The sequence below is a fragment of the Citrobacter freundii ATCC 8090 = MTCC 1658 = NBRC 12681 genome, from assembly GCF_011064845.1.
Classification (GTDB): Bacteria; Pseudomonadota; Gammaproteobacteria; order Enterobacterales; family Enterobacteriaceae; genus Citrobacter; species Citrobacter freundii.
Window position 1 is genome coordinate 4,123,387 of the sequence record NZ_CP049015.1, and the last position, 19,518, is coordinate 4,142,904.

17 protein-coding genes and 1 tRNA gene are annotated in these 19,518 nt (G+C 52.2%); 9 read left to right on the top strand and 9 right to left on the bottom strand.

What is annotated here, in order from left to right:
• Positions 1-2 precede the first annotated feature (2 nt).
• Together G4551_RS19785 and hemW are read left to right on the top strand one after the other, a co-directional pair.
• The gene (locus G4551_RS19785) at positions 3-596 is read left to right on the top strand and encodes an XTP/dITP diphosphatase (RefSeq protein WP_003027104.1); all 594 of its coding nucleotides are present in this window, start codon (positions 3-5) and stop codon (positions 594-596) included.
• Complete coding sequence (gene hemW / locus G4551_RS19790; protein ID WP_003838212.1) at positions 589-1,725, top strand: radical SAM family heme chaperone HemW; 1,137 nt, start codon at positions 589-591, stop codon at positions 1,723-1,725. The genes G4551_RS19785 and hemW overlap by 8 nt, the downstream gene beginning before the upstream one ends.
• Before the next feature lie 62 nt (positions 1,726-1,787).
• On the opposite strand, the gene G4551_RS19795 is transcribed toward hemW, so the two are convergent.
• From G4551_RS19795 to trmB, 5 genes are all read right to left on the bottom strand, one after another.
• Positions 1,788-2,795 carry a DUF1202 family protein gene (locus G4551_RS19795; protein ID WP_003838210.1) on the bottom strand — a complete coding sequence of 336 codons (1,008 nt, stop codon included), beginning with the start codon at positions 2,793-2,795 and terminating at the stop codon, positions 1,788-1,790.
• A 116-nt stretch (positions 2,796-2,911) separates the two neighbouring features.
• Positions 2,912-3,958, bottom strand: a complete 1,047-nt coding sequence (gene ansB / locus G4551_RS19800; protein ID WP_003027108.1) for an L-asparaginase 2 — start codon at positions 3,956-3,958, stop codon at positions 2,912-2,914.
• A gap of 188 nt (positions 3,959-4,146) precedes the next feature.
• Positions 4,147-4,866 carry a YggN family protein gene (locus G4551_RS19805; protein WP_003838208.1) on the bottom strand — a complete coding sequence of 240 codons (720 nt, stop codon included), beginning with the start codon at positions 4,864-4,866 and terminating at the stop codon, positions 4,147-4,149.
• 49 nt (positions 4,867-4,915) lie between these two features.
• Positions 4,916-5,242 (bottom strand): YggL family protein, encoded by a 327-nt coding sequence (locus G4551_RS19810; protein WP_003027115.1) that lies wholly within the window; start codon positions 5,240-5,242, stop codon positions 4,916-4,918.
• Positions 5,242-5,961 (bottom strand): tRNA (guanosine(46)-N7)-methyltransferase TrmB, encoded by a 720-nt coding sequence (trmB, locus tag G4551_RS19815; RefSeq protein ID WP_003027117.1) that lies wholly within the window; start codon positions 5,959-5,961, stop codon positions 5,242-5,244. The genes G4551_RS19810 and trmB overlap by 1 nt, the downstream gene beginning before the upstream one ends.
• 160 nt (positions 5,962-6,121) lie before the next feature.
• On the opposite strand from trmB, the gene mutY reads away from it, so the two are divergent.
• The 4 genes from mutY (at position 6,122) to G4551_RS19835 (ending at position 10,111) form a co-directional block, all read left to right on the top strand.
• Complete coding sequence (gene mutY / locus G4551_RS19820) at positions 6,122-7,174, top strand: A/G-specific adenine glycosylase (protein WP_003838206.1); 1,053 nt, start codon at positions 6,122-6,124, stop codon at positions 7,172-7,174.
• A 27-nt stretch (positions 7,175-7,201) separates the two neighbouring features.
• Positions 7,202-7,471, top strand: a complete 270-nt coding sequence (locus G4551_RS19825; protein ID WP_003027126.1) for an oxidative damage protection protein — start codon at positions 7,202-7,204, stop codon at positions 7,469-7,471.
• An 86-nt stretch (positions 7,472-7,557) separates the two neighbouring features.
• Positions 7,558-8,643, top strand: a complete 1,086-nt coding sequence (gene mltC / locus G4551_RS19830) for a membrane-bound lytic murein transglycosylase MltC (RefSeq protein ID WP_008321260.1) — start codon at positions 7,558-7,560, stop codon at positions 8,641-8,643.
• Positions 8,644-8,854: 211 nt separating this feature from the next.
• Positions 8,855-10,111 (top strand): nucleoside permease, encoded by a 1,257-nt coding sequence (locus tag G4551_RS19835; RefSeq protein ID WP_003027130.1) that lies wholly within the window; start codon positions 8,855-8,857, stop codon positions 10,109-10,111.
• Between the two features lie 53 nt (positions 10,112-10,164).
• On the opposite strand, the gene G4551_RS19840 is transcribed toward G4551_RS19835, so the two are convergent.
• Positions 10,165-12,300, bottom strand: a complete 2,136-nt coding sequence (locus G4551_RS19840) for an ornithine decarboxylase (protein ID WP_003838203.1) — start codon at positions 12,298-12,300, stop codon at positions 10,165-10,167.
• 480 nt (positions 12,301-12,780) lie between these two features.
• Here G4551_RS19840 and G4551_RS19845 point away from each other — a divergent pair, with 480 nt between their 5' ends.
• Together G4551_RS19845 and G4551_RS19850 are read left to right on the top strand one after the other, a co-directional pair.
• On the top strand, positions 12,781-13,488 hold the full coding sequence (locus tag G4551_RS19845) for a DUF554 domain-containing protein (protein WP_003838201.1): 708 nt from the start codon (positions 12,781-12,783) through the stop codon (positions 13,486-13,488).
• Between the two features lie 105 nt (positions 13,489-13,593).
• Positions 13,594-13,669, top strand: a tRNA-Phe gene (locus G4551_RS19850).
• Between the two features lie 109 nt (positions 13,670-13,778).
• Here the strand turns inward: G4551_RS19850 and gss are convergent.
• Positions 13,779-15,638, bottom strand: coding sequence for a bifunctional glutathionylspermidine amidase/synthase (gss, locus tag G4551_RS19855; RefSeq protein WP_003838200.1), 1,860 nt, complete (start codon positions 15,636-15,638; stop codon positions 13,779-13,781).
• Between the two features lie 153 nt (positions 15,639-15,791).
• Entirely contained in the window at positions 15,792-18,080 is a 2,289-nt protein-coding gene (locus tag G4551_RS19860) for an FdhF/YdeP family oxidoreductase (RefSeq protein ID WP_003838198.1), read from the bottom strand.
• 217 nt (positions 18,081-18,297) lie between these two features.
• Here G4551_RS19860 and yghU point away from each other — a divergent pair, with 217 nt between their 5' ends.
• On the top strand, positions 18,298-19,164 hold the full coding sequence (gene yghU, locus G4551_RS19865) for a glutathione-dependent disulfide-bond oxidoreductase (RefSeq protein WP_003838197.1): 867 nt from the start codon (positions 18,298-18,300) through the stop codon (positions 19,162-19,164).
• Positions 19,165-19,259: 95 nt separating this feature from the next.
• On the opposite strand, the gene hybG is transcribed toward yghU, so the two are convergent.
• Positions 19,260-19,508, bottom strand: a complete 249-nt coding sequence (hybG, locus tag G4551_RS19870; RefSeq protein ID WP_003024459.1) for a hydrogenase maturation factor HybG — start codon at positions 19,506-19,508, stop codon at positions 19,260-19,262.
• Positions 19,509-19,518 lie beyond the last annotated feature (10 nt).

The following is a 19,518-nucleotide window of genomic DNA, read 5'->3' on the forward strand; positions in this document are numbered from 1 at the left end:
CCATGCAAAAAGTTGTCCTCGCGACCGGCAATGCCGGTAAAGTGCGTGAACTCGCCTCTCTTCTGAGTGATTTCGGTCTTGATGTTGTTGCCCAAACGGATCTGGGAGTTGATTCTGCAGAAGAGACCGGACTGACGTTTATTGAGAACGCCATTCTGAAGGCGCGTCATGCCGCGCAAATTACGGGTTTGCCAGCCATTGCTGATGACTCCGGCCTGGCAGTAAATGCCCTTGGCGGCGCGCCGGGTATCTATTCAGCCCGCTATTCCGGCGAAGATGCGACCGATCAGCAGAACCTGGAAAAACTGCTGCACACCCTGCGGGATGTCCCGGATGACCAGCGTCAGGCGCAATTCCACTGCGTGCTGGTGTATATGCGCCATGCGGACGATCCCACGCCTTTAGTGTGCCACGGAAGCTGGCCGGGCGTGATTACCCGTGAACCGGCCGGAAACGGTGGTTTTGGTTACGACCCAATCTTTTTTGTGCCGTCCGAAGGAAAAACAGCTGCTGAGCTGACCCGCGAAGAAAAAAGTGCGATTTCTCACCGCGGACAGGCACTGAAGCTGCTGCTGGATGCCCTGCGCAATGGTTAACCTTCCGCCGCTAAGTCTTTATATTCACATCCCCTGGTGCGTGCAGAAATGCCCGTACTGCGACTTTAACTCGCATGCGCTTAAGGGCGAGGTTCCTCATGACAACTATGTTCAGCACCTGCTGAGCGATCTGGATACTGAGGTGGCCCACGCCCAGGGGCGGGAAGTAAAGACAATTTTTATCGGTGGTGGTACGCCGAGCCTGCTTTCTGGCCCGGCAATGCAAACGCTGCTCGACGGCGTGCGCGCACGGCTGAATCTGGCCGCAGATGCAGAAATCACAATGGAGGCGAATCCCGGGACGGTGGAAGCCGATCGCTTTGTTGATTATCAACGCGCTGGCGTAAACCGTATCTCAATTGGCGTACAGAGCTTTAGCTCCGCCAAACTCGAGCGTCTGGGACGTATTCACGGACCGGAAGAAGCCAAACGAGCAGCACACCTGGCGAGCGGTCTGGGGCTACGCAGCTTTAACCTCGACCTGATGCATGGTTTGCCAGATCAGACGCTGGAAGAGGCGCTGGGCGATTTACAGCAGGCCATCGCGCTCAACCCACCGCATCTTTCCTGGTATCAGTTGACCATCGAACCCAACACGCTGTTCGGTTCCCGACCGCCTGTTTTACCAGACGATGATGCGCTGTGGGATATTTTTGAGCAAGGCCACCAGTTGCTGACCGCCGCCGGGTATCAACAGTACGAAACCTCAGCCTATGCGAAGCCGGGCTATCAGTGTCAGCACAACCTTAATTACTGGCGTTTTGGCGACTATCTCGGTATTGGCTGCGGCGCGCATGGCAAAATTACGTTCCCGGACGGGCGCATTCTGCGTACCACCAAAACGCGGCATCCGCGTGGCTACATGCAAGGGCGTTATCTCGAAAGCCAGCGTGATGTCGCCGAAGCCGATAAGCCGTTCGAGTTCTTTATGAACCGTTTCCGGTTGCTTGAGGCCGCGCCTCGCGCGGAGTTCAGACAATATACCGGGCTTACCGAGGACGTTATTCGTCGACAGATCGATGAGGCTATTTCCCAGGGCTACCTGAGTGAATGCGATGAATACTGGCAGATTACTCAACAAGGTAAGCTGTTTTTGAACTCTCTGTTGGAGCTGTTTCTGGCGGAGTAATGGCTGGTGAACATGGCGTTTTAAATCAAGTTCGGTAGCGCTAACGCTACCGAACTCGAAATTTATTTGATAATACCTTTGCGCCGTAAATCAGTAATCTCTCTATCCCAGCGCTCATACTCGCTTTTTAATTGATTGATCTGCGTATCCAGCGCCATTCCCTGACCACGCAGCTCACTTTGCTGGTCATAAAGCGGTTTCAGCTTTTCATCTTGCGCTGCCATCTCTTCTTTGATTTTTGCATTCATAAGCGCGTGCTGACGGTAATATTCTCGCTTCTGTTCATTAAGCGCAGTATCACGCGCAGCGCGTAACGGCGCAGCATCACATTCTGGTTTGGCCTGGCAGGAAGCAAGCGCGGGGTCGTATACGGTTTTATAGTAATGATTCTCGAATTTCAGCGGATCGTTTTGCCTGTCGATCTCGTACATTTGCTGCAACTTTTCTTGCATAACATCGCTGCGGGTACGGGGATTGCCGTTTGCATCCTTACCCCATGATTGCTTAATTTGCGTATCCAAGTCAGCAATCTGTTTTTCCACTTTATCTATCTGGCTCTGAGCTTTTTCCTGAGCAATTTTTTTATCGTGATAGCTGGCCTCTATCCTGGCCAACTTTGGGTAGAAATTGCTGTCGGTAATCACGAGGTACTGATCTTTATTTTCCGTTTTTGACAATGGATAACCGATATTTTTAGCCGCTGTTTGCATGGAAAAAAACTCAGTCCGCCACCCTGAAGCAGGTGTACCAACAGATGTCACCATGGCAGAAAATTTAACCTGATGACCTTTAACCCAGTTTTTTTCCATAAATTTATAGTCGCCCGCCATCCCGACCATGCTATAGAGATCTTCAGTAGCGGACATATCACCTTCTGCCGACCACGTTGCCTGGTTTCCTTCTGCGCTAATCAACTTTAACGAAATATCATCTAGCTTCATCAGTCCCGTAAAGTCGGCATAAAATTGGTCTTTAAGGATCTTGTCAGTCGGAGGAGTAACGTCATTAGCAAGGCAATATGTTGATAACATTGCCAGGAGTACAATTCCAGCAGTCCATTGTTTTTTCATTCGTGGGGCTCCACCCAAATAATAACAACAGTTATTATAACAAGGAGCATTATTGCGTGGGAATTACAATGCGTGTACAGAAACGAACCCCGGCCAAATGACCGGGGCCGGAGTGATTAATACTGATTAAACATTTCCTGGATCTGTTTAGGATCCTTGGTTTGAGTCAGCGCAAGCTGCAGCAGAACACGTGCTTTTTGCGGGTTCAGGGAACCTGAAGCCACAAATCCGTATTTTGCATCATCAACTTCTGCATCCTGCGTGGTGGCACCCGTTGGTACACGAGATGAACGCACCACAACGGTACCTTTATGCGCGGCGGTTGCCAGCGTATCGAAAATGGTTTTATACAAGTTACCGTTACCTACACCCGCACTAACGATCCCTGCGTAACCCGCATCTACCAGCGCTTTTGCCGGCAGATCGGAGGCGTTAGCATAGTTGTAAACAATCCCAACTTTCGGCAGCTCGGTCAGCTTAGAAACATCGAACGGAGTAGACGTGGTGTGCTTACGCGCAGGCGTACGCTGGTAGTCGATTTTACCGTTATGAATGTAACCCAACGGGCCGTAGTTAACGGATTTGAAGGTAGCAACGTCGGTAGTGTTGGTTTTAGTCACGTCGCGACCATCCATAACGGTGTCGTTCATCACCACCAGCACTCCGCGGTTGGCAGAGGCTTTGTCTGCGGCAGTTACCACTGCGTTATACAGGTTGAACGGGCCATCAGCGCTCATACCCGTAGATGGACGCATGGCGCCGACCAGCACGACCGGCTTGTTGCACTTGACGGTCAGGTCGAGGAAATAGGCGGTTTCTTCCATGGTATCCGTACCATGTGTCACCACGAAGCCGTCGGTTTTATCACACTCGGTATTAATCTTTTTGGCCAGCGTTAACCAGACTTCGTCATTCATATCCTGGGAGCCGATGTTCACCACCTGCTCGCCTTTAACGACAGCGATATCTTTCAACTGAGGTACGGCCTCAACCAGATTTTCTACGCCAACCTTGCCTGCCGTGTAGTTAGATTTTGTCGCGGAATCACCACCGCCAGCAATCGTCCCGCCGGTCGCTAAAATGGTGATGTTTGGCAGTGCAAGCGCCGCGCCGCTGAAACCCATAACCAGTGCGGCAAGTGCCGTTTTCTTGAAAAACTCCATGTTATTTCTCCAGTTACTTGAATTTGCAGCATTATGTCTATCCTACAGATGAATAATGTGACGAGTTCCAATTAACCAGATTTATATCTCCATCAAATTGTTATTCTTAGAGATGGATATCAAAAAAACAGAAAAGTACAAAATAAAACGGCGCAGAATGTTTCTGCGCCGTTAAAAAGAGGTGAAGATTATTTCAGAGTGCTAACCAGCGTTTTACGATCGTTTTCCAGCGTCACGACGCGGGCACAGACATCTTTGCCAAACTGTTGGAAGTCTTGTTCCTGATTCTTCCATTCGTTTTGAATTGAGGTTTGCAAGCCACCAAGGCTACCGAGCACGCCCTGCAACGGATTACCACCACCTTTGAGTACGGCTTTGGCACCCATTTCGTTGATGCTGTCCTGCAAAATACCGCCCATCGCCTGATTAACCAGCTGTTGTCCGTCCGCGCGAACTTGATCAATCGCCTTATAATGGAAGGTCAGGCCATCAGTTCGATGCTCGATGATACGGTTCATCTGCTCTTTCAATTGCGCATCCAGCTTGGTTAAGCGGCCACGCATGTTGCTGCTTTCACCGACCTCTTTGGCGATGATTTTATCCAGCGCCACGCGACCTTTCTCTACGCGCGCTCTGGCACCTTCGTCAATCCACGGCAGGCTGCTACGCAACGCCGCCTGATAATCTTTGGCCTGCTCACGCTGTGCGGCGTTCAGGCTGTACTGTTTACCGTTGAAGGTGACATCGCCGGCCTGGGTAATAATCAGGTCGCCGTTCTCACCCTTCACTTGCACCGTTTGTGGGCTCAAAATCACATCGTCACGCGGGGTGACGCTGCACTGGTAATCTGCATGTGCGGCCATCGCCGTGAACGTTAGGACTGCCGCCAGCAGCGTTTTGCGCATCATATCTTTCCCTCAAGACAAATCGGGCCGGCATTTGCCGACCCTGTGCTACTTAGTCCCACCAAATATCGAAAAGTTCGCTGGTACGCACTTCTTCTAGTTTGTGCTCTTCCAGCCACTTACGCACGATTGCCTGGTGTTCTTCGGTGCATTTGCCGATTTCCTGCAGACAGATCAGACCTTCCCAGGCCAGATAGCCGCTGCCGTCAAAAGCCAGCTTGTTCGGTTCAATAACTTCATTGATAAAGTCATCAACGATTTGATCGACCTGCTCTCCAGATGTACCTTCCGGGAAACGCCATGCAACCGAAAATCCTACTTCCTGGAATTCTTCGATGTGCATCTTTTTACGCAGACGACGGCTACGGTTCTTTGCCATTATTTCACCCTCTCGAACATTAAGTCCCATACGCCGTGGCCAAGACGATGACCACGTTGTTCAAATTTGGTTACCGGGCGCGATTGTGGGCGCGGTACATAATCGTTACTCTCGGACTGGTTTTTATACCCGTCAATGGAGGACATCACTTCCAGCATATGTTCCGCATAAGCTTCCCAGTCGGTTGCCATGTGGAATACGCCGCCCAGCTTCAGCTTACTTAAGATATGCTCAGCAAACGGTACCTGAACGATACGGCGTTTATTATGACGTGCTTTATGCCACGGGTCAGGGAAAAACAGCTGAACCATAGATAAAGAATTGTCAGGAATCATTTTATGCAGGACTTCAACGGCATCATGGCACATGACGCGCAGGTTCTCGACACCCTCTTCATGGGCTGAAGCCAGACACGCACCAACGCCCGGCGAGTGAACCTCAATGCCAAGGAAATTCTGTTCCGGACGCGCTTTCGCCATTGCGACCAGCGACGCTCCCATACCAAAACCGATTTCCAGCGTGACTGGCGCATCACGGCCAAACAGTTCTGCGAAATTTACAGGCTCTTCGCTGAACTCAACGCCCATCACCGGCCAGTAGTTTTCCAGCGCGTGTTCCTGCCCTTTGGTCAGTCGCCCCTGGCGACGAACAAAACTACGAATCCGGCGCAGAGGGCGGCCGTTTTCATCAAATTCCGGTGAAATGACGTCGTTCTTCATAAAAGTTTAGTCTGCTGTGTTTGAGTTCTGAAAACGGGCATTATCCAAAGTTAGTTGCCGGATGCAAGTAAAGGAAGAAAGTGAGCAGCGGAAAGTTCCGGTTTACACCCTGTTGCCGCTGTGCTGCAATCTTGCCCCCGGCAATAATGAAACGGTAATCATGCAAGCGTCTCAATTCTCGGCTCAGGTATTGAGCTGGTACGACAAATACGGGCGGAAAACGCTGCCCTGGCAAATTGATAAGACGCCTTACAAAGTATGGCTCTCTGAGGTAATGCTGCAACAAACTCAGGTTGCGACCGTTATCCCTTATTTTGAGCGCTTTATGGCGCGCTTCCCAACGGTAACGGATTTAGCCCATGCGCCGCTGGATGAGGTTCTGCATTTGTGGACCGGGCTGGGTTATTACGCCCGAGCGCGTAATCTGCATAAAGCCGCGCAGCAGGTTGTCACGCTACATAGCGGTATATTTCCGCAAACTTTTGATGAGGTGGCCGCCCTACCTGGCGTCGGTCGCTCAACCGCAGGCGCGATCCTTTCCCTCTCTCTGGGTCAGCATTTTCCGATTCTCGACGGTAACGTCAAACGCGTGCTGGCTCGCTGTTATGCTGTAAACGGCTGGCCGGGTAAAAAAGAGGTCGAAAAGAAGCTGTGGGAGTTGAGCGAGCAGGTGACGCCCGCCCATGGCGTTGAGCGTTTTAATCAGGCGATGATGGATTTAGGCGCCATGGTCTGTACGCGCTCAAAACCTAAATGTTCGCTGTGTCCGTTGGAAAATGGCTGTGTGGCCAGCGCCAATGCAAGCTGGGCGTTGTACCCGGGTAAAAAACCCAAGCAAACGCTGCCAGAACGAACGGGCTATTTTTTACTGATGCAGCATGATGACGAAGTGCTGCTCGCACAGCGACCGCCCAGCGGCTTATGGGGTGGTTTATACTGTTTTCCACAGTTTGACGACGAAGATGGACTGCGCAACTGGCTGGCGCAACGGCAAATTAACGCAGATAATCTGACCCAACTGAATGCGTTTCGCCATACCTTTAGCCATTTCCACTTAGACATTGTGCCTATGTGGCTTCCTGTGTCTTCATTCGGCGCATGCTTGGATGAAGGCAACGCGCTCTGGTATAACTTAGCGCAACCGCCGTCGGTCGGACTGGCGGCTCCCGTGGAGCGTTTGTTACAGCAATTACGTGCCGGTACACACGTTTAACGTACCGGTCGATAGAGAGGATTTTTTATGAGCAGAACGATTTTTTGCACTTTCCTGCAACGCGAAGCAGAAGGCCAGGATTTTCAGCTGTACCCGGGCGATCTGGGGAAACGCATCTACAACGAGATTTCTAAAGAAGCATGGGCGCAATGGCAGCATAAGCAAACCATGCTGATTAACGAGAAGAAGCTCAATATGATGAACGTTGAGCATCGTAAACTGCTTGAGCAGGAGATGATCAACTTCCTGTTTGAAGGCAAAGACGTGCATATTGAAGGCTATACACCAGAGTCTTAAGAACCGTTGCCGGATGGCGCTGCGCTTATCCGGCCTACGATTTAATCTGGTCCTTGCAAATAACAAACACAACACGCACTCCCGGAATGATGAAAAAATTTCTCGCGCTTGCCGTTATTGCGCCGTTGCTCATCTCCTGTTCCAGTTCGACCAAAAAAGGCGATTCCTATAACGAAGCCTGGGTCAAGGATACCAACGGTTTTGATATTCTGATGGGGCAATTTGCCCATAACATTGAGAATTTGTGGGGATTTAAGGAAGTGCTGATTGCGGGTCCAAAGGACTACGTAAAGTATACCGATCAGTATCAAACCCGCAGCCATATCAACTTTGATGACGGTACGATAACCGTCGAGACCATTGCCGGGACAGATCCCGCCGGACACCTGCGTCGGGCGATTATCAAGACATTGCTGATGGGGGATGATCCAGGTTCTATCGACCTCTATTCCGATGTCGACGACATTAAGATTTCCAAAGAGCCGTTCCTGTACGGGCAGGTGGTCGATAATACCGGCAAGCCCATTCGTTGGGAGGGGCGTGCCACCAATTTCGCTGACTATCTGCTGAAAACACGCCTGAAAAGCCGCAGCAATGGTATTCGCATCATCTATAGCGTGACGATCAACCTGGTACCGAACCACCTTGATAAGCGTGCGCATAAATACGTCGGCATGGTGCGTCAGGCTTCGCGTAAGTATGGCGTCGATGAGTCGCTGATTCTGGCCATCATGCAAACCGAATCCTCATTTAACCCATATGCGGTCAGCCATGCCGATGCGCTGGGACTGATGCAGGTGGTACAGCACAGCGCCGGGAAAGATGTGTTTCGCTCGCAAGGGCGCTCCGGCACACCGAGCCGTAGCTTCCTGTTTGACCCGGCCAGCAACATTGATACCGGTACCGCCTATCTGGCTATGCTCAACAATGTCTATTTAGGCGGCATTGATAATCCAACATCCCGTCGCTACGCGGTGATCACGGCATATAACGGCGGTGCGGGCAGCGTGCTGCGCGTTTTCTCGAACGATAAAATCCAGGCCGCGAATATTATCAACAGCATGACCCCGGGGGACGTTTATCAAACGCTGACTACCCGGCATCCGTCTGCTGAATCACGCCGATACCTTTACAAGGTCAATTCCGCACAAAAATCATATCGACGCCGCTAATATATCCCCTCTTCTGCCCCGGTAAACGGGGTCCGGAAGAGGGTAAAGTGTTAACTCCATCACTCTTTTGCTTTGCAATCAGAAATTGTTTGCAAATATTTGTCACAGGTAACAAAAAAAGAGTGTCCCTCGTTGATAGAATCACATCATCAAGCCCCGGCAAATGTGCCTTTTAAAACATTCATCCGCATTACGGTGTGAGGAAATTAACATGAATCTTAAGCTGCAGCTGAAAGTGCTCTCGTTTCTGCAGTTCTGCTTATGGGGTAGTTGGCTCACTACCCTCGGCTCCTATATGTTTGTCACCCTAAAATTCGATGGTGCATCCATTGGCGCAGTGTATAGCTCGCTGGGGATCGCCGCCGTGTTTATGCCTACGCTGTTAGGGATCGTGGCCGACAAATGGATCAGTGCGAAATGGGTGTACGCCATTTGTCACCTGGTCGGTGCAGCAACGCTGTTCGCCGCAGCCGAAGTCACCACCCCAGGCGCGATGTTCTTTGTGATCTTGCTTAACTCTTTGGCCTATATGCCAACGCTGGGGTTAATCAACACCATTTCTTACTATCGCCTGCAGTCAGCCGGGATGGATATCGTAACGGACTTCCCGCCAATCCGTATCTGGGGCACTATCGGCTTTATCATGGCGATGTGGGGCGTGAGCTTCTCCGGCTTCGAGCTGAGTCATATGCAGCTGTATATCGGTGCAACGCTGTCCGTTGTTTTGGCGCTGTTCACGCTGACGCTGCCGCATATTCCGGTGGCTAACCAGCAGAAAAACCAGAGCTGGTCGTCCATGCTGGGCCTGGATGCTTTCGCGCTGTTTAAAAACAAGCGCATGGCGATTTTCTTCATCTTCTCAATGATGCTGGGCGCGGAACTACAGATTACCAATATGTTCGGTAATACCTTCCTGCACAGCTTCGATAACAACCCACTGTTCTCCGGTAGCTTCATCGTTGAACACGCCTCGGTGATGATGTCGATCTCGCAGATTTCCGAGACGCTGTTTATCCTGACCATCCCGTTCTTCTTGAGCCGTTACGGTATTAAGAATGTAATGCTTATCAGTATTGTGGCGTGGATGCTGCGTTTCGGCCTGTTTGCCTACGGCGATCCGACACCGTTCGGTACCGTGCTGCTGGTTCTGTCGATGATTGTTTACGGCTGCGCCTTCGACTTCTTCAACATCTCTGGCTCGGTATTCGTGGAGAAAGAAGTTCGCCCTGAAATCCGCGCCAGCGCACAGGGTATGTTCCTGATGATGACCAACGGCTTCGGTTGTATTCTGGGCGGACTGGTGAGCGGTAAAGTAGTTGAACACTATACGCTGAACGGTATTACCGACTGGCAGACCGTGTGGCTGATCTTCGCAGGTTACTCGCTGGTTCTGGCTTTTGCCTTCGTTGCGCTGTTTAAATACAAACACGTACGCGTTCCGGCAGGCACCCAAACTATCGCGCACTAACATTTACGCAGAGAAAAGCGGGTTGCCAAAAGGTAACCCGTTTTTTTTTGCGCTTACTTCACAACATATCCATACAGACGCTTAATACCGTCTGCATCCGTTTCACTGTACACACCTTGCAGCTCCGGCGAGAAGCCCGGCAGCAGGTTAACACCCTCTTCCAGCGCCAGGAAATAACGTTGCACCGCCCCGCCCCAGATTTCGCCCGGTACCACGCACAGAACGCCTGGAGGATAAGGCAGCGCACCTTCTGCCGCAACGCGACCTGCGGCATCACAAATACGCACCAGTTCGACATCACCACGGATAAAGGCGCTGTTGGCATCCTGCGGGTTCATCGCCACGGCAGGCAAACTCTCCTGTCGGAACATCGCTTTTTGCAGATCCTTCACATCAAAGCTGACGTATAAATCGTGCATCTCCTGACACAGTTCACGCAGCGTGTAATCCCGATAGCGTACCGGATACTTGTTGAAGATGGTGGGCAGCACATCTGCCAGCGGCGTATCGTCCTCAATATGCTGCTCAAACTGCGCCAGCATCGCCACCAGTTGCGCCAGTTTCTCGGTGCTTTCTGCCGGGGTCAGCAGGAACAGAATCGAGTTAAGGTCGCATTTCTCCGGAACAATGCCGTTTTCACGCAGGTAATGCGCCAGAATCGTCGCCGGAATACCAAACTCAGTATATTGCCCGGTTTGCGCATCAATGCCCGGAGTAGTTAACAACAGCTTGCAGGGATCAACGAAGTACTGGTCGCGCGCGTAGCCGGAAAAACCATGCCATTTAGCACCCGGTTCAAAGCTAAAGAAGCGGCGCTCGCTGGCAATCACCTGCGTCGGATAGCTTTCCCACGGCTTACCATCAACTACCGGAGGAATAAACGGCTGAATCATCTTACAGTGGGTAAGAATCGCTTTACGGGCCTCAATGCCCAGCGCTACACACTCCGCCCATAGCCGACGCCCGCTCTCGCCTTCATGGATTTTAGCGTTAACATCCAGCGCCGCAAACAGCGGGTAAAACGGACTAGTGGAAGCATGCAGCATAAATGCATTGTTCAGACGCTTATGCGGACAGAACCGCGCCTGACCGCGAATATGGTTATCCTTTTTGTGGATCTGCGAGGTTTGCGAGAATCCGGCCTGCTGTTTGTGTACCGATTGGGTGACAAAGATCCCCGGATCGTCAGCATTGAGCTCCAGTAGCAGCGGTGACCCATCGGCCATCATCGGAATAAATTGCTCGTAGCCAACCCAGGCAGAATCAAACAGGATGTAATCGCACAGGCTACCGATCTTGTCGATCACCTGCCGGGCGTTGTAGATCGTACCGTCATAGGTACCAAGCTGAATGATTGCAAGACGGAACGGACGCGGCTGGTCAGCCTTGTGCGGTGCAACGTCACGCAGTTGCTGGCGAAGATACGCCTCATCGAAGCAGTGCTCGTCAATGCCGCCAATAAAGCCAAACGGATTACGCGCCGCTTCCAGATAAACCGGCGTCGCGCCCGCCTGGATCAGCGCACCGTGGTGGTTCGACTTATGGTTGTTGCGGTCAAACAGCACCAGATCGCCGCGCGTCAGCAGCGCATTGGTCACCACTTTATTCGCCGCAGAGGTCCCGTTCAGCACAAAGTAGGTTTTATCCGCGTGGAAAACTTTCGCGGCAAATTTCTGCGCATGTTTCGCTGATCCCTCATGAATCAGCAGATCGCCCAGCTTAACGTCAGCGTTGCACATATCCGCGCGGAACAGGTTCTCGCCAAAGAACTCATAGAAATGTCTGCCCGCCGGATGCTTCTTAAAAAACTCACCGTGCTGGTGTCCCGGGCAGGCAAACGTGCTGTTCCCCATTTCGACATACTGGGTAAGCGTGTCATAGAACGGCGGCAGCAACTCTTCCTCATACTGACAGGCAGCAGACTCCAGCTCCAGCCAGTCCTGAGCCTGACCGCAAATCACCGCGTTAACGCCCGCAGGTACATCGACATCAGACTCTGCGAACAAAAACACCGGTATATGAAAACCAGTGCGTTTCAGCAAAGCCAGGATCCCACTGCGGCTGTCCGCAACGGTAATGACGACTGCCGCGACGTCAGTAAAATCGGTGCTGTCCAGCGCAACCACCTGGCGATGGCTGGAAAGACGAGAAGCCAGTTCACCACTGGCGGCAATTTTCATTGATTTCATAAGCGCAATAACCCGTTTCGGGAAAATCAAAAGTCCCGGGCAAAGCCGCATTGCTTTGCCCACGAAATGACGGGTCAAACTGTTTACCAGCCCCGACCGCCAGACATCAGTAAAAGCAGATAGCCTCTGATCTTACTGTTATCCTGCAGTGAGCGTACGCTGCCCTCACCGCATGGTGAGAGCGTGAAGATAAGTCGCAGGAAGGGGCGAACGTCGCGCAAAAAGGCGATGTTGAAGGCGATGTTGAAGGCGATGTAGGGGGAGTAATATCATCCCAGGCAGCCCCATTCAGACAGGAGAAAATTCGCGCAATCATGGCACCTTTCACCTACTGGCGCAAGATAAAATCCTGTGCTTAAACCTCACAGATAAACAAGCATTTCGTCTGACAATAGCGGCATAATAATGCAATCTGAAACATAATTTCACCCAAACAGTTGCCTTTAACATCAAGACGATAATGGGTATGCAGGAGCAAACGTGGTAATCGGACCCTTTATTAATGCCAGCGCCATTTTATTAGGCGGTGTTCTCGGCGCGCTGCTCAGTCAGCACTTACCCGAACGTATTCGGATCTCAATGACCTCAATATTCGGGTTGTGCTCGTTGGGAATTGGTATCTTGTTGGTTATCAAATGCGTTAACTTGCCGGTGATGGTTCTGGCGACACTGATCGGTGCATTAATTGGCGAATTCTGCCATCTGGAAAAAGGAATCAATGCCGCGGTTGCCAAAGCGCAACAGCTTTTCACCAAATCGGATGCCAATGCAACACACGAATCCTTTATCCAAAGCTATGTGGCGATCATCGTGTTGTTTTGCGCCAGCGGGACCGGGATATTCGGGGCGATCCATGAAGGGATGACCGGCGATCCTAATATTTTAATCGCCAAGTCATTTCTCGATTTCTTCACCGCTATTATCTTCGCCTGCTCGCTAGGGATCGCCGTGTCTGCCATTTTCATACCGATGCTGGCAATTCAGTTGACGCTTGCCACCTGTGCAGCTCTGATTTTACCGCTGACAACCCCAGCCATGATGGCCGATTTCAGCGCTGTAGGCGGACTGTTGCTACTTGCAACCGGTTTGCGGATTTGCGGCATTAAAATGTTTGCGGTGGTGAATATGCTTCCTGCCCTTCTACTGGCAATGCCGCTTTCCGCAGCGTGGACGGCTTTTTTTGCCTGAGAATGCGTGCAATAGCAACAATGTGGTGATAGATTGTGCAGTCTGCATTGATTTGAAGAAATTTCGTTGACGAAACGAAGTGAATCGGGTTTAATGCGCCTCGTTGCCCGGATAGCTCAGTCGGTAGAGCAGGGGATTGAAAATCCCCGTGTCCTTGGTTCGATTCCGAGTCCGGGCACCACTATTCAAAGAACCCGCCCAAAAGGCGGGTTTTTGCTTTGGAGTATTTCTAAAATTATTCCCATCAAATAACCCCGTGGTAGTAACATCACCACCACAGGGGGTTGCGATTATTCCTTCACCACAATCAGCGGTTCGATATCGCTCTCTTTTTTAATCACCAGTGATTCGTCGCCGCGCAGGCAGGTACCGCCGTAGTTACCGCCTACGGTGAAGGTACAAACCTGAATATATTTACCGGCAATGTTTGGCAAACACCAAAGCTGCTGATAAATGTTCTTCTGCTCGGCAAACTTACCGCTGGTTTTATCCAGTAGCTCTTCCTGATGGCTCACCAGATCGATGTTGCTGCCACAACGTCCTGCAATGGGTTTCACCGCATAACCGGTTTGTGCCAGCTCTTCATTAACAGTGAAATCGGTATCAAGCAGATAGCGGTGGTGCGGGAAAAGCTGCCAGAGGATTGGCAATATCGCTTTGTTGCCTGGGATCACCGTCCACAGAGGTTCGAAGACCAGCACTTCCGGGCGCAGCAACACGTCGATTAAACGCACTTCCTGATTCGTATGCCCGGTACGAATTGGTACCGCGGCGTACTCCGTTTCGCTGACCTCTCGCACCTGCTCAATCGCGGTTTCCCACGCCCAGGTTTTCCAGACACAGTTCACCAGGCGGCCGTCACCGTCAATCAGTTGACCGGCATCATCCCAACGTAGCTCATCGAGGCCACGCAGAATTTTGCTGTCAAACCCGGCCTGACGCAGCGCCTGCTGCATAAACTGCGCGTGATAGTTTTCTTCGATATCCTTATCCTGCATGATGTGGACAAACGGACGTGCGCGGCTGTGCTTCCAGGCACCCGCCAGTTCGTTGATCAACCCTTCAGCCGGGTTGTGTCCCTGCCCTGTGTAGCCCCGCTCAGCCCATCTTTCGAGAATCAAGCCAGCTTCGGTATGGCACGAGGCGGAATCGGCGTTGTACTCATACACCTTCAGTCCACGTTCATCCATACAGAAATCCATACGACCCGTAATCATATGATGCCGACGACGCTGCCAGGAAAGGCGCAAGCGCGGCCAGAGGATTTTCGGAATATCGAACAGTGCCAGCAAGTTATCGTCTTTCAGCACCTTGTCGGTCGCGTGCAAGTACATCAGGTGCAGCTCGTTAGTGGCTTTGATCAGCTCCTGCTCGGCACTTTCGGTAATGGTGAAGTACTGATGCGGATCCTGATTAATCACATGCCCATTCGCCAGCACGTAGGCTTTTTGCAGCGGATCCTGTTCATCCAGCCATTTACCGTCAAACTGCCCGTTATCTTCCAGTCGCGCGCCGCCAATTTTCAGTGAGTCACTGGCGATCTCCGGCTGCGGCAGGCTGTAACGAGTATCCTCGGTCTGGATCATCCAGCCAAGGATGGTGGTGTCGTCAAAGGTATCCCGCAGAGTGTAGCAACCGTTTTCAACCACCATCTCCAGCTCGCGGGTCCACTGCTGTCCGGGAGGCAGCGGCGTATGGAGCACGTTCTGTTCGGCAATACGGATTTTGTTTTCCAGCAACTGGGTAACGACCGCCACATGCCCGGTATCTTTAAATTCGCCGCCTTTTTGCCAGATAAGCAACGCGCCTGCTACCGGTGCGCGGGGTGAACCATTGGGAAATGCCTGTAACGGCAGGATATTGTCGTTCACCACTTCGCGCAGGAAGCGTAAGGAGAAGATCTCCCAGGCCATGCCTACATCAGTGAAGACCACACCATAGTTAAGGAAGAGAAAGCGGCGTGCGAACTCTACGCACTGCCATTTGTGGCCCATGTATTCGTCGTCGATATAGCTGCGAAATGCCGCATCATCGTCGTAGTCCCGCGGGTCGAGGGAGCTGTAATCTGAAGAGTAGATTGCTACGCCACCTGGGGCGTAGCCCAATAATGTCCCGAATGGGGCATCCTGACTGGTCGTTCCTTTGCTCATGCACCTTACCTCAAAACAATACAGCCTGAGCAGGTTGGCGTGAATTTTTCGCTCTGATTACCTGCTCTGCGACACTAACCGGACAGAGGTCGACATCATCATACACCTCAACGCAGCGGCTGGCGCTCAGAGGCGAAAAATTCACAACAGGAACTACACTTGAGTAAGGATTACCGGCACGCTTTTATAGGCCGGAGTCAAACTTTGTGTATCCACCGCGTCCAACGAGAGCAGGACATTCGCTTCAGGCAGATACGCGCCAATTGAGCCCGCCGCCATGTTGTAAATTACCACCGTTAAGCCGTACATGATGCGATCCGCGCAGGGCTGACCGTTGTCGTCCAGCGCCTGAACGTTGACCACATCACCCTGACTCAGACCGCGGCTCATCGCTTCTTCGGCGCTTAAAAACACCACATCCCGACGACCAGTAATGCCACGATAGCGATCGTTCATACCATAAATCGTGGTGTTGTACTGATCGTGGCTGCGAAGCGTCGCCAGTATCAGCGTATCGGCAGGCTGATTTTCCCGCTCTACCGCCCGCTGATGGCTGACGATAAAGTTGGCTTTGCCATTCTCCGTTCGCCATTCACGGCGCGAAGCAGGCGTATCCATACGAAATCCGCCCGGCTCGGCAATACGTGCGTTGTAATCGTGGAACGCCGGGATCACGGCTTCAATGACGTCACGGATCAACCCGTAGTCCCCGGTTAACGCTTCCCAGTTGATCGGCGAAAGCGGCAGCGTTGCGCGCGCCATGCCTGCCACAATCGCAGGCTCGGATTTTAGCCAGCGGGAAGCCGGCTTCAGCGCGCCACAGGACGCGTGGACCATCGACATCGAGTCTTCGACGGTCACAGACTGAATGCCCGTAGCTTGCAGATCGCGCTCGGTTCTACCCAACGCGGGGAGCAAATAGTTGTGTTTTGCCAGCAGCAGGTGCGATCTGTTCAGTTTGGTCGCCACATGGACCTGCAGATCCAGATTTTTCATCGCCGCAAAGGTACGCTGCGGCTGGGGCATCGCCACCGCCAGATTGCCACCCATGCAGATGAGTGCTTTTGCATCGCCCCGCTCGATGGCCCGAATACTCTCCACGCTGGAACGACCATGTTTGCGCGGAACACGGATAGAAAAATACGTCTCAAGGCGTTGCAGGAAATCTTCGGACGCCGCTTCGTTGATCCCCACAGAACGATCGCCCTGCACATTAGAATGACCGCGCAACGGGCAGATCCCCGCCCCAGGCTTACCTATATTGCCTTTCAGCAGCAGCAGGTTTACCAGTTGCTGGACGTTCTCAGTGCCGTTTTTATGCTGGGTGATGCCCAGGCCGTAACAAACAATCGTGGCGCGGGATTTACTGTAGCTGTGCGCCAGATCTTCCATCTGACTGCGCGTCAGACCCGAGTCCTGTTCCAGCTCCGCCCAGCTACGCTGGCGTAAGTCATCATACAACGCGGCATATCCAGCGGTATGCTCTTCGATAAACGCATGATCGAGCGTCGGCTGCTGATCCAATAAGATCCGCGCTTCGTCCATTTCGATTAGCGCTTTCATGATGCCTTTGAGCAGCGAAGCGTCACCGCCCATTTTTACCTGGTAGTAGTCGTTGCTCAGCGCCGTCGCCTGACCGGTGAACATCTCTTTCGCGCTTTGCGGGAAGCTAAAGCGCTCAAGCCCCCTTTCGTTCAGCGGATTAATGGAGATAATTTTAGCCCCGCGTTTGGCAACGTCGCGTAAGGTGGTCAGCATGCGCGGATGGTTAGTGCCAGGGTTATGCCCGATACAAATCACCAGATCGCAGTGGTCAAAGTCCTCAAGTTCAACGGTTCCTTTTCCAAGGCCAATGGCCGGCGTTAACCCTGCGCTGGTCGGTCCGTGGCACATGTTTGAGCAATCAGGGAAGTTGCTGCTGCCATATTCGCGGGCAAACAGCTGATACAGGAACGCTGCTTCATTTGACGTTCTGCCGGAGGTGTAAAACTCAACCTGTTGTGCTGAATCATAGCTGCGCAGACGCTCGCCGATCTCCTGGAAGGCGATATCCCAATCCACCGCCTGCCAGGTATCTGATGCGGCATCGTATTTCATTGGATGCGTCAAACGACCGATATTTTCCAGTTCATAATCGCTGTAATGCCAGAGTGTGGAAACCGGGTTACGACTGAAAAATTCCGGTGACGCTTTCTTGTTGGTAGTCTCCCAGGAGACCGCCTTAACGCCATTTTCGCACAGCTCCATCGGTGCCCGATGGCCAGGGTCCGGCCATGCACAGCCCGGACAGTCGAATCCTTTCACCTGGTTCATTTTAAACATCGCGATAATGTCGCGGGCGACAGCCTTTTGCGAAAACAGCGAAGCAGTGACGGCTTTTACCGCGCCCCACCCACCCGCCGGGCCCTGATAACCGCTTACTCCTGGAACACCCTTTTTCATTATTACTGCTTATTCACCGCCAATTTTTGATGGCGAATACGGTAGCAATTTCCGTGCAACAATGATTTCCTCTTCATGGAGTACGGGCCAGGTACAATGAACGGGTTAGATTTATCTTCCCCTTTCAGCACAAAACGGCATAAAGTCCCAATCTGTTAAATTCAGTTCTACCTGGCTGCTACACTGCATCAAACAACCACTCAGAAGGCAGGTCACTATGTCAGACAATACCTATCAGCCCGCGAAAGTCTGGACGTGGGAAAAATCGAACGGCGGCGCATTCGCCAATATCAACCGCCCTGTTTCCGGCGCTACACACGAGAAAACGCTGCCGGTTGGCAAGCATCCGCTGCAGCTCTATTCGCTGGGTACGCCAAACGGGCAGAAAGTGACGATTATGCTGGAGGAGTTGCTGGCGCAGGGCGTGAAGGGCGCGGAATACGATGCCTGGATTATCCGCATCGGCGATGGAGATCAGTTTTCCAGCGGCTTTGTTGAGGTGAATCCGAACTCGAAGATCCCGGCACTGCGTGACCACTCGCAAAACCCACCGGTTCGCGTATTTGAATCTGGCGCAATCCTACTCTATCTGGCGGAAAAATATGGTTATTTCTTGCCGCAGGATTTGGCAAAACGTACTGAAACGCTAAACTGGTTGTTCTGGTTACAGGGTGCTGCCCCGTTCCTTGGCGGTGGCTTTGGTCACTTCTATAATTATGCGCCGGTTAAAATTGAATACGCGATTAATCGCTTCACCATGGAAGCCAAGCGCTTACTTGACGTGTTGGATAAACAGTTAGCGCAGCATCAGTTTGTCGCCGGAGATGAATACACCATTGCCGATATGGCAGTCTGGCCGTGGTTTGGCAATGTGGTTCTGGGTAACGTGTACGACGCGGCAGAGTTCCTTGATGCAGGAAGCTACAAGCACGTGCAGCGCTGGGCAAAAGAGATTGCGTCGCGTCCGGCGGTTAAGCGTGGTCGTATTGTGAACCGTACCAACGGACCGCTGAACGAGCAGCTTCATGAACGCCATGACGCCAGCGACTTCGATACCAATACCGAAGATAAGCGCCAGGCTTAAAATGCCTGATGGCGACGCCGGGGCGTCTTATCAGGCCTACAAAGATGTCATGCCGTAGGTCGGATAAGGCGTTTGCGCCGCCATCCGGCATAAAATCACGCGCTGGTGACGTCGTACTCCATACGGCGAAGTGCGTCTAACGTGGCTTTAGCTTCATCTTCATCAATGATGCTCATGGCGAACCCTACGTGCACCAGCACCCATTGCCCGACCAGCTCAGCCGTATCACCTTCACAAATCAGGGCAATATTGACATCACGTTTGATGCCGCACACTTCAACCTGCGCAAGCTGGTGAATATCTTCACCAACGGCCAGAACCTGACCAGGGACTCCAATACACATATCTGACTCC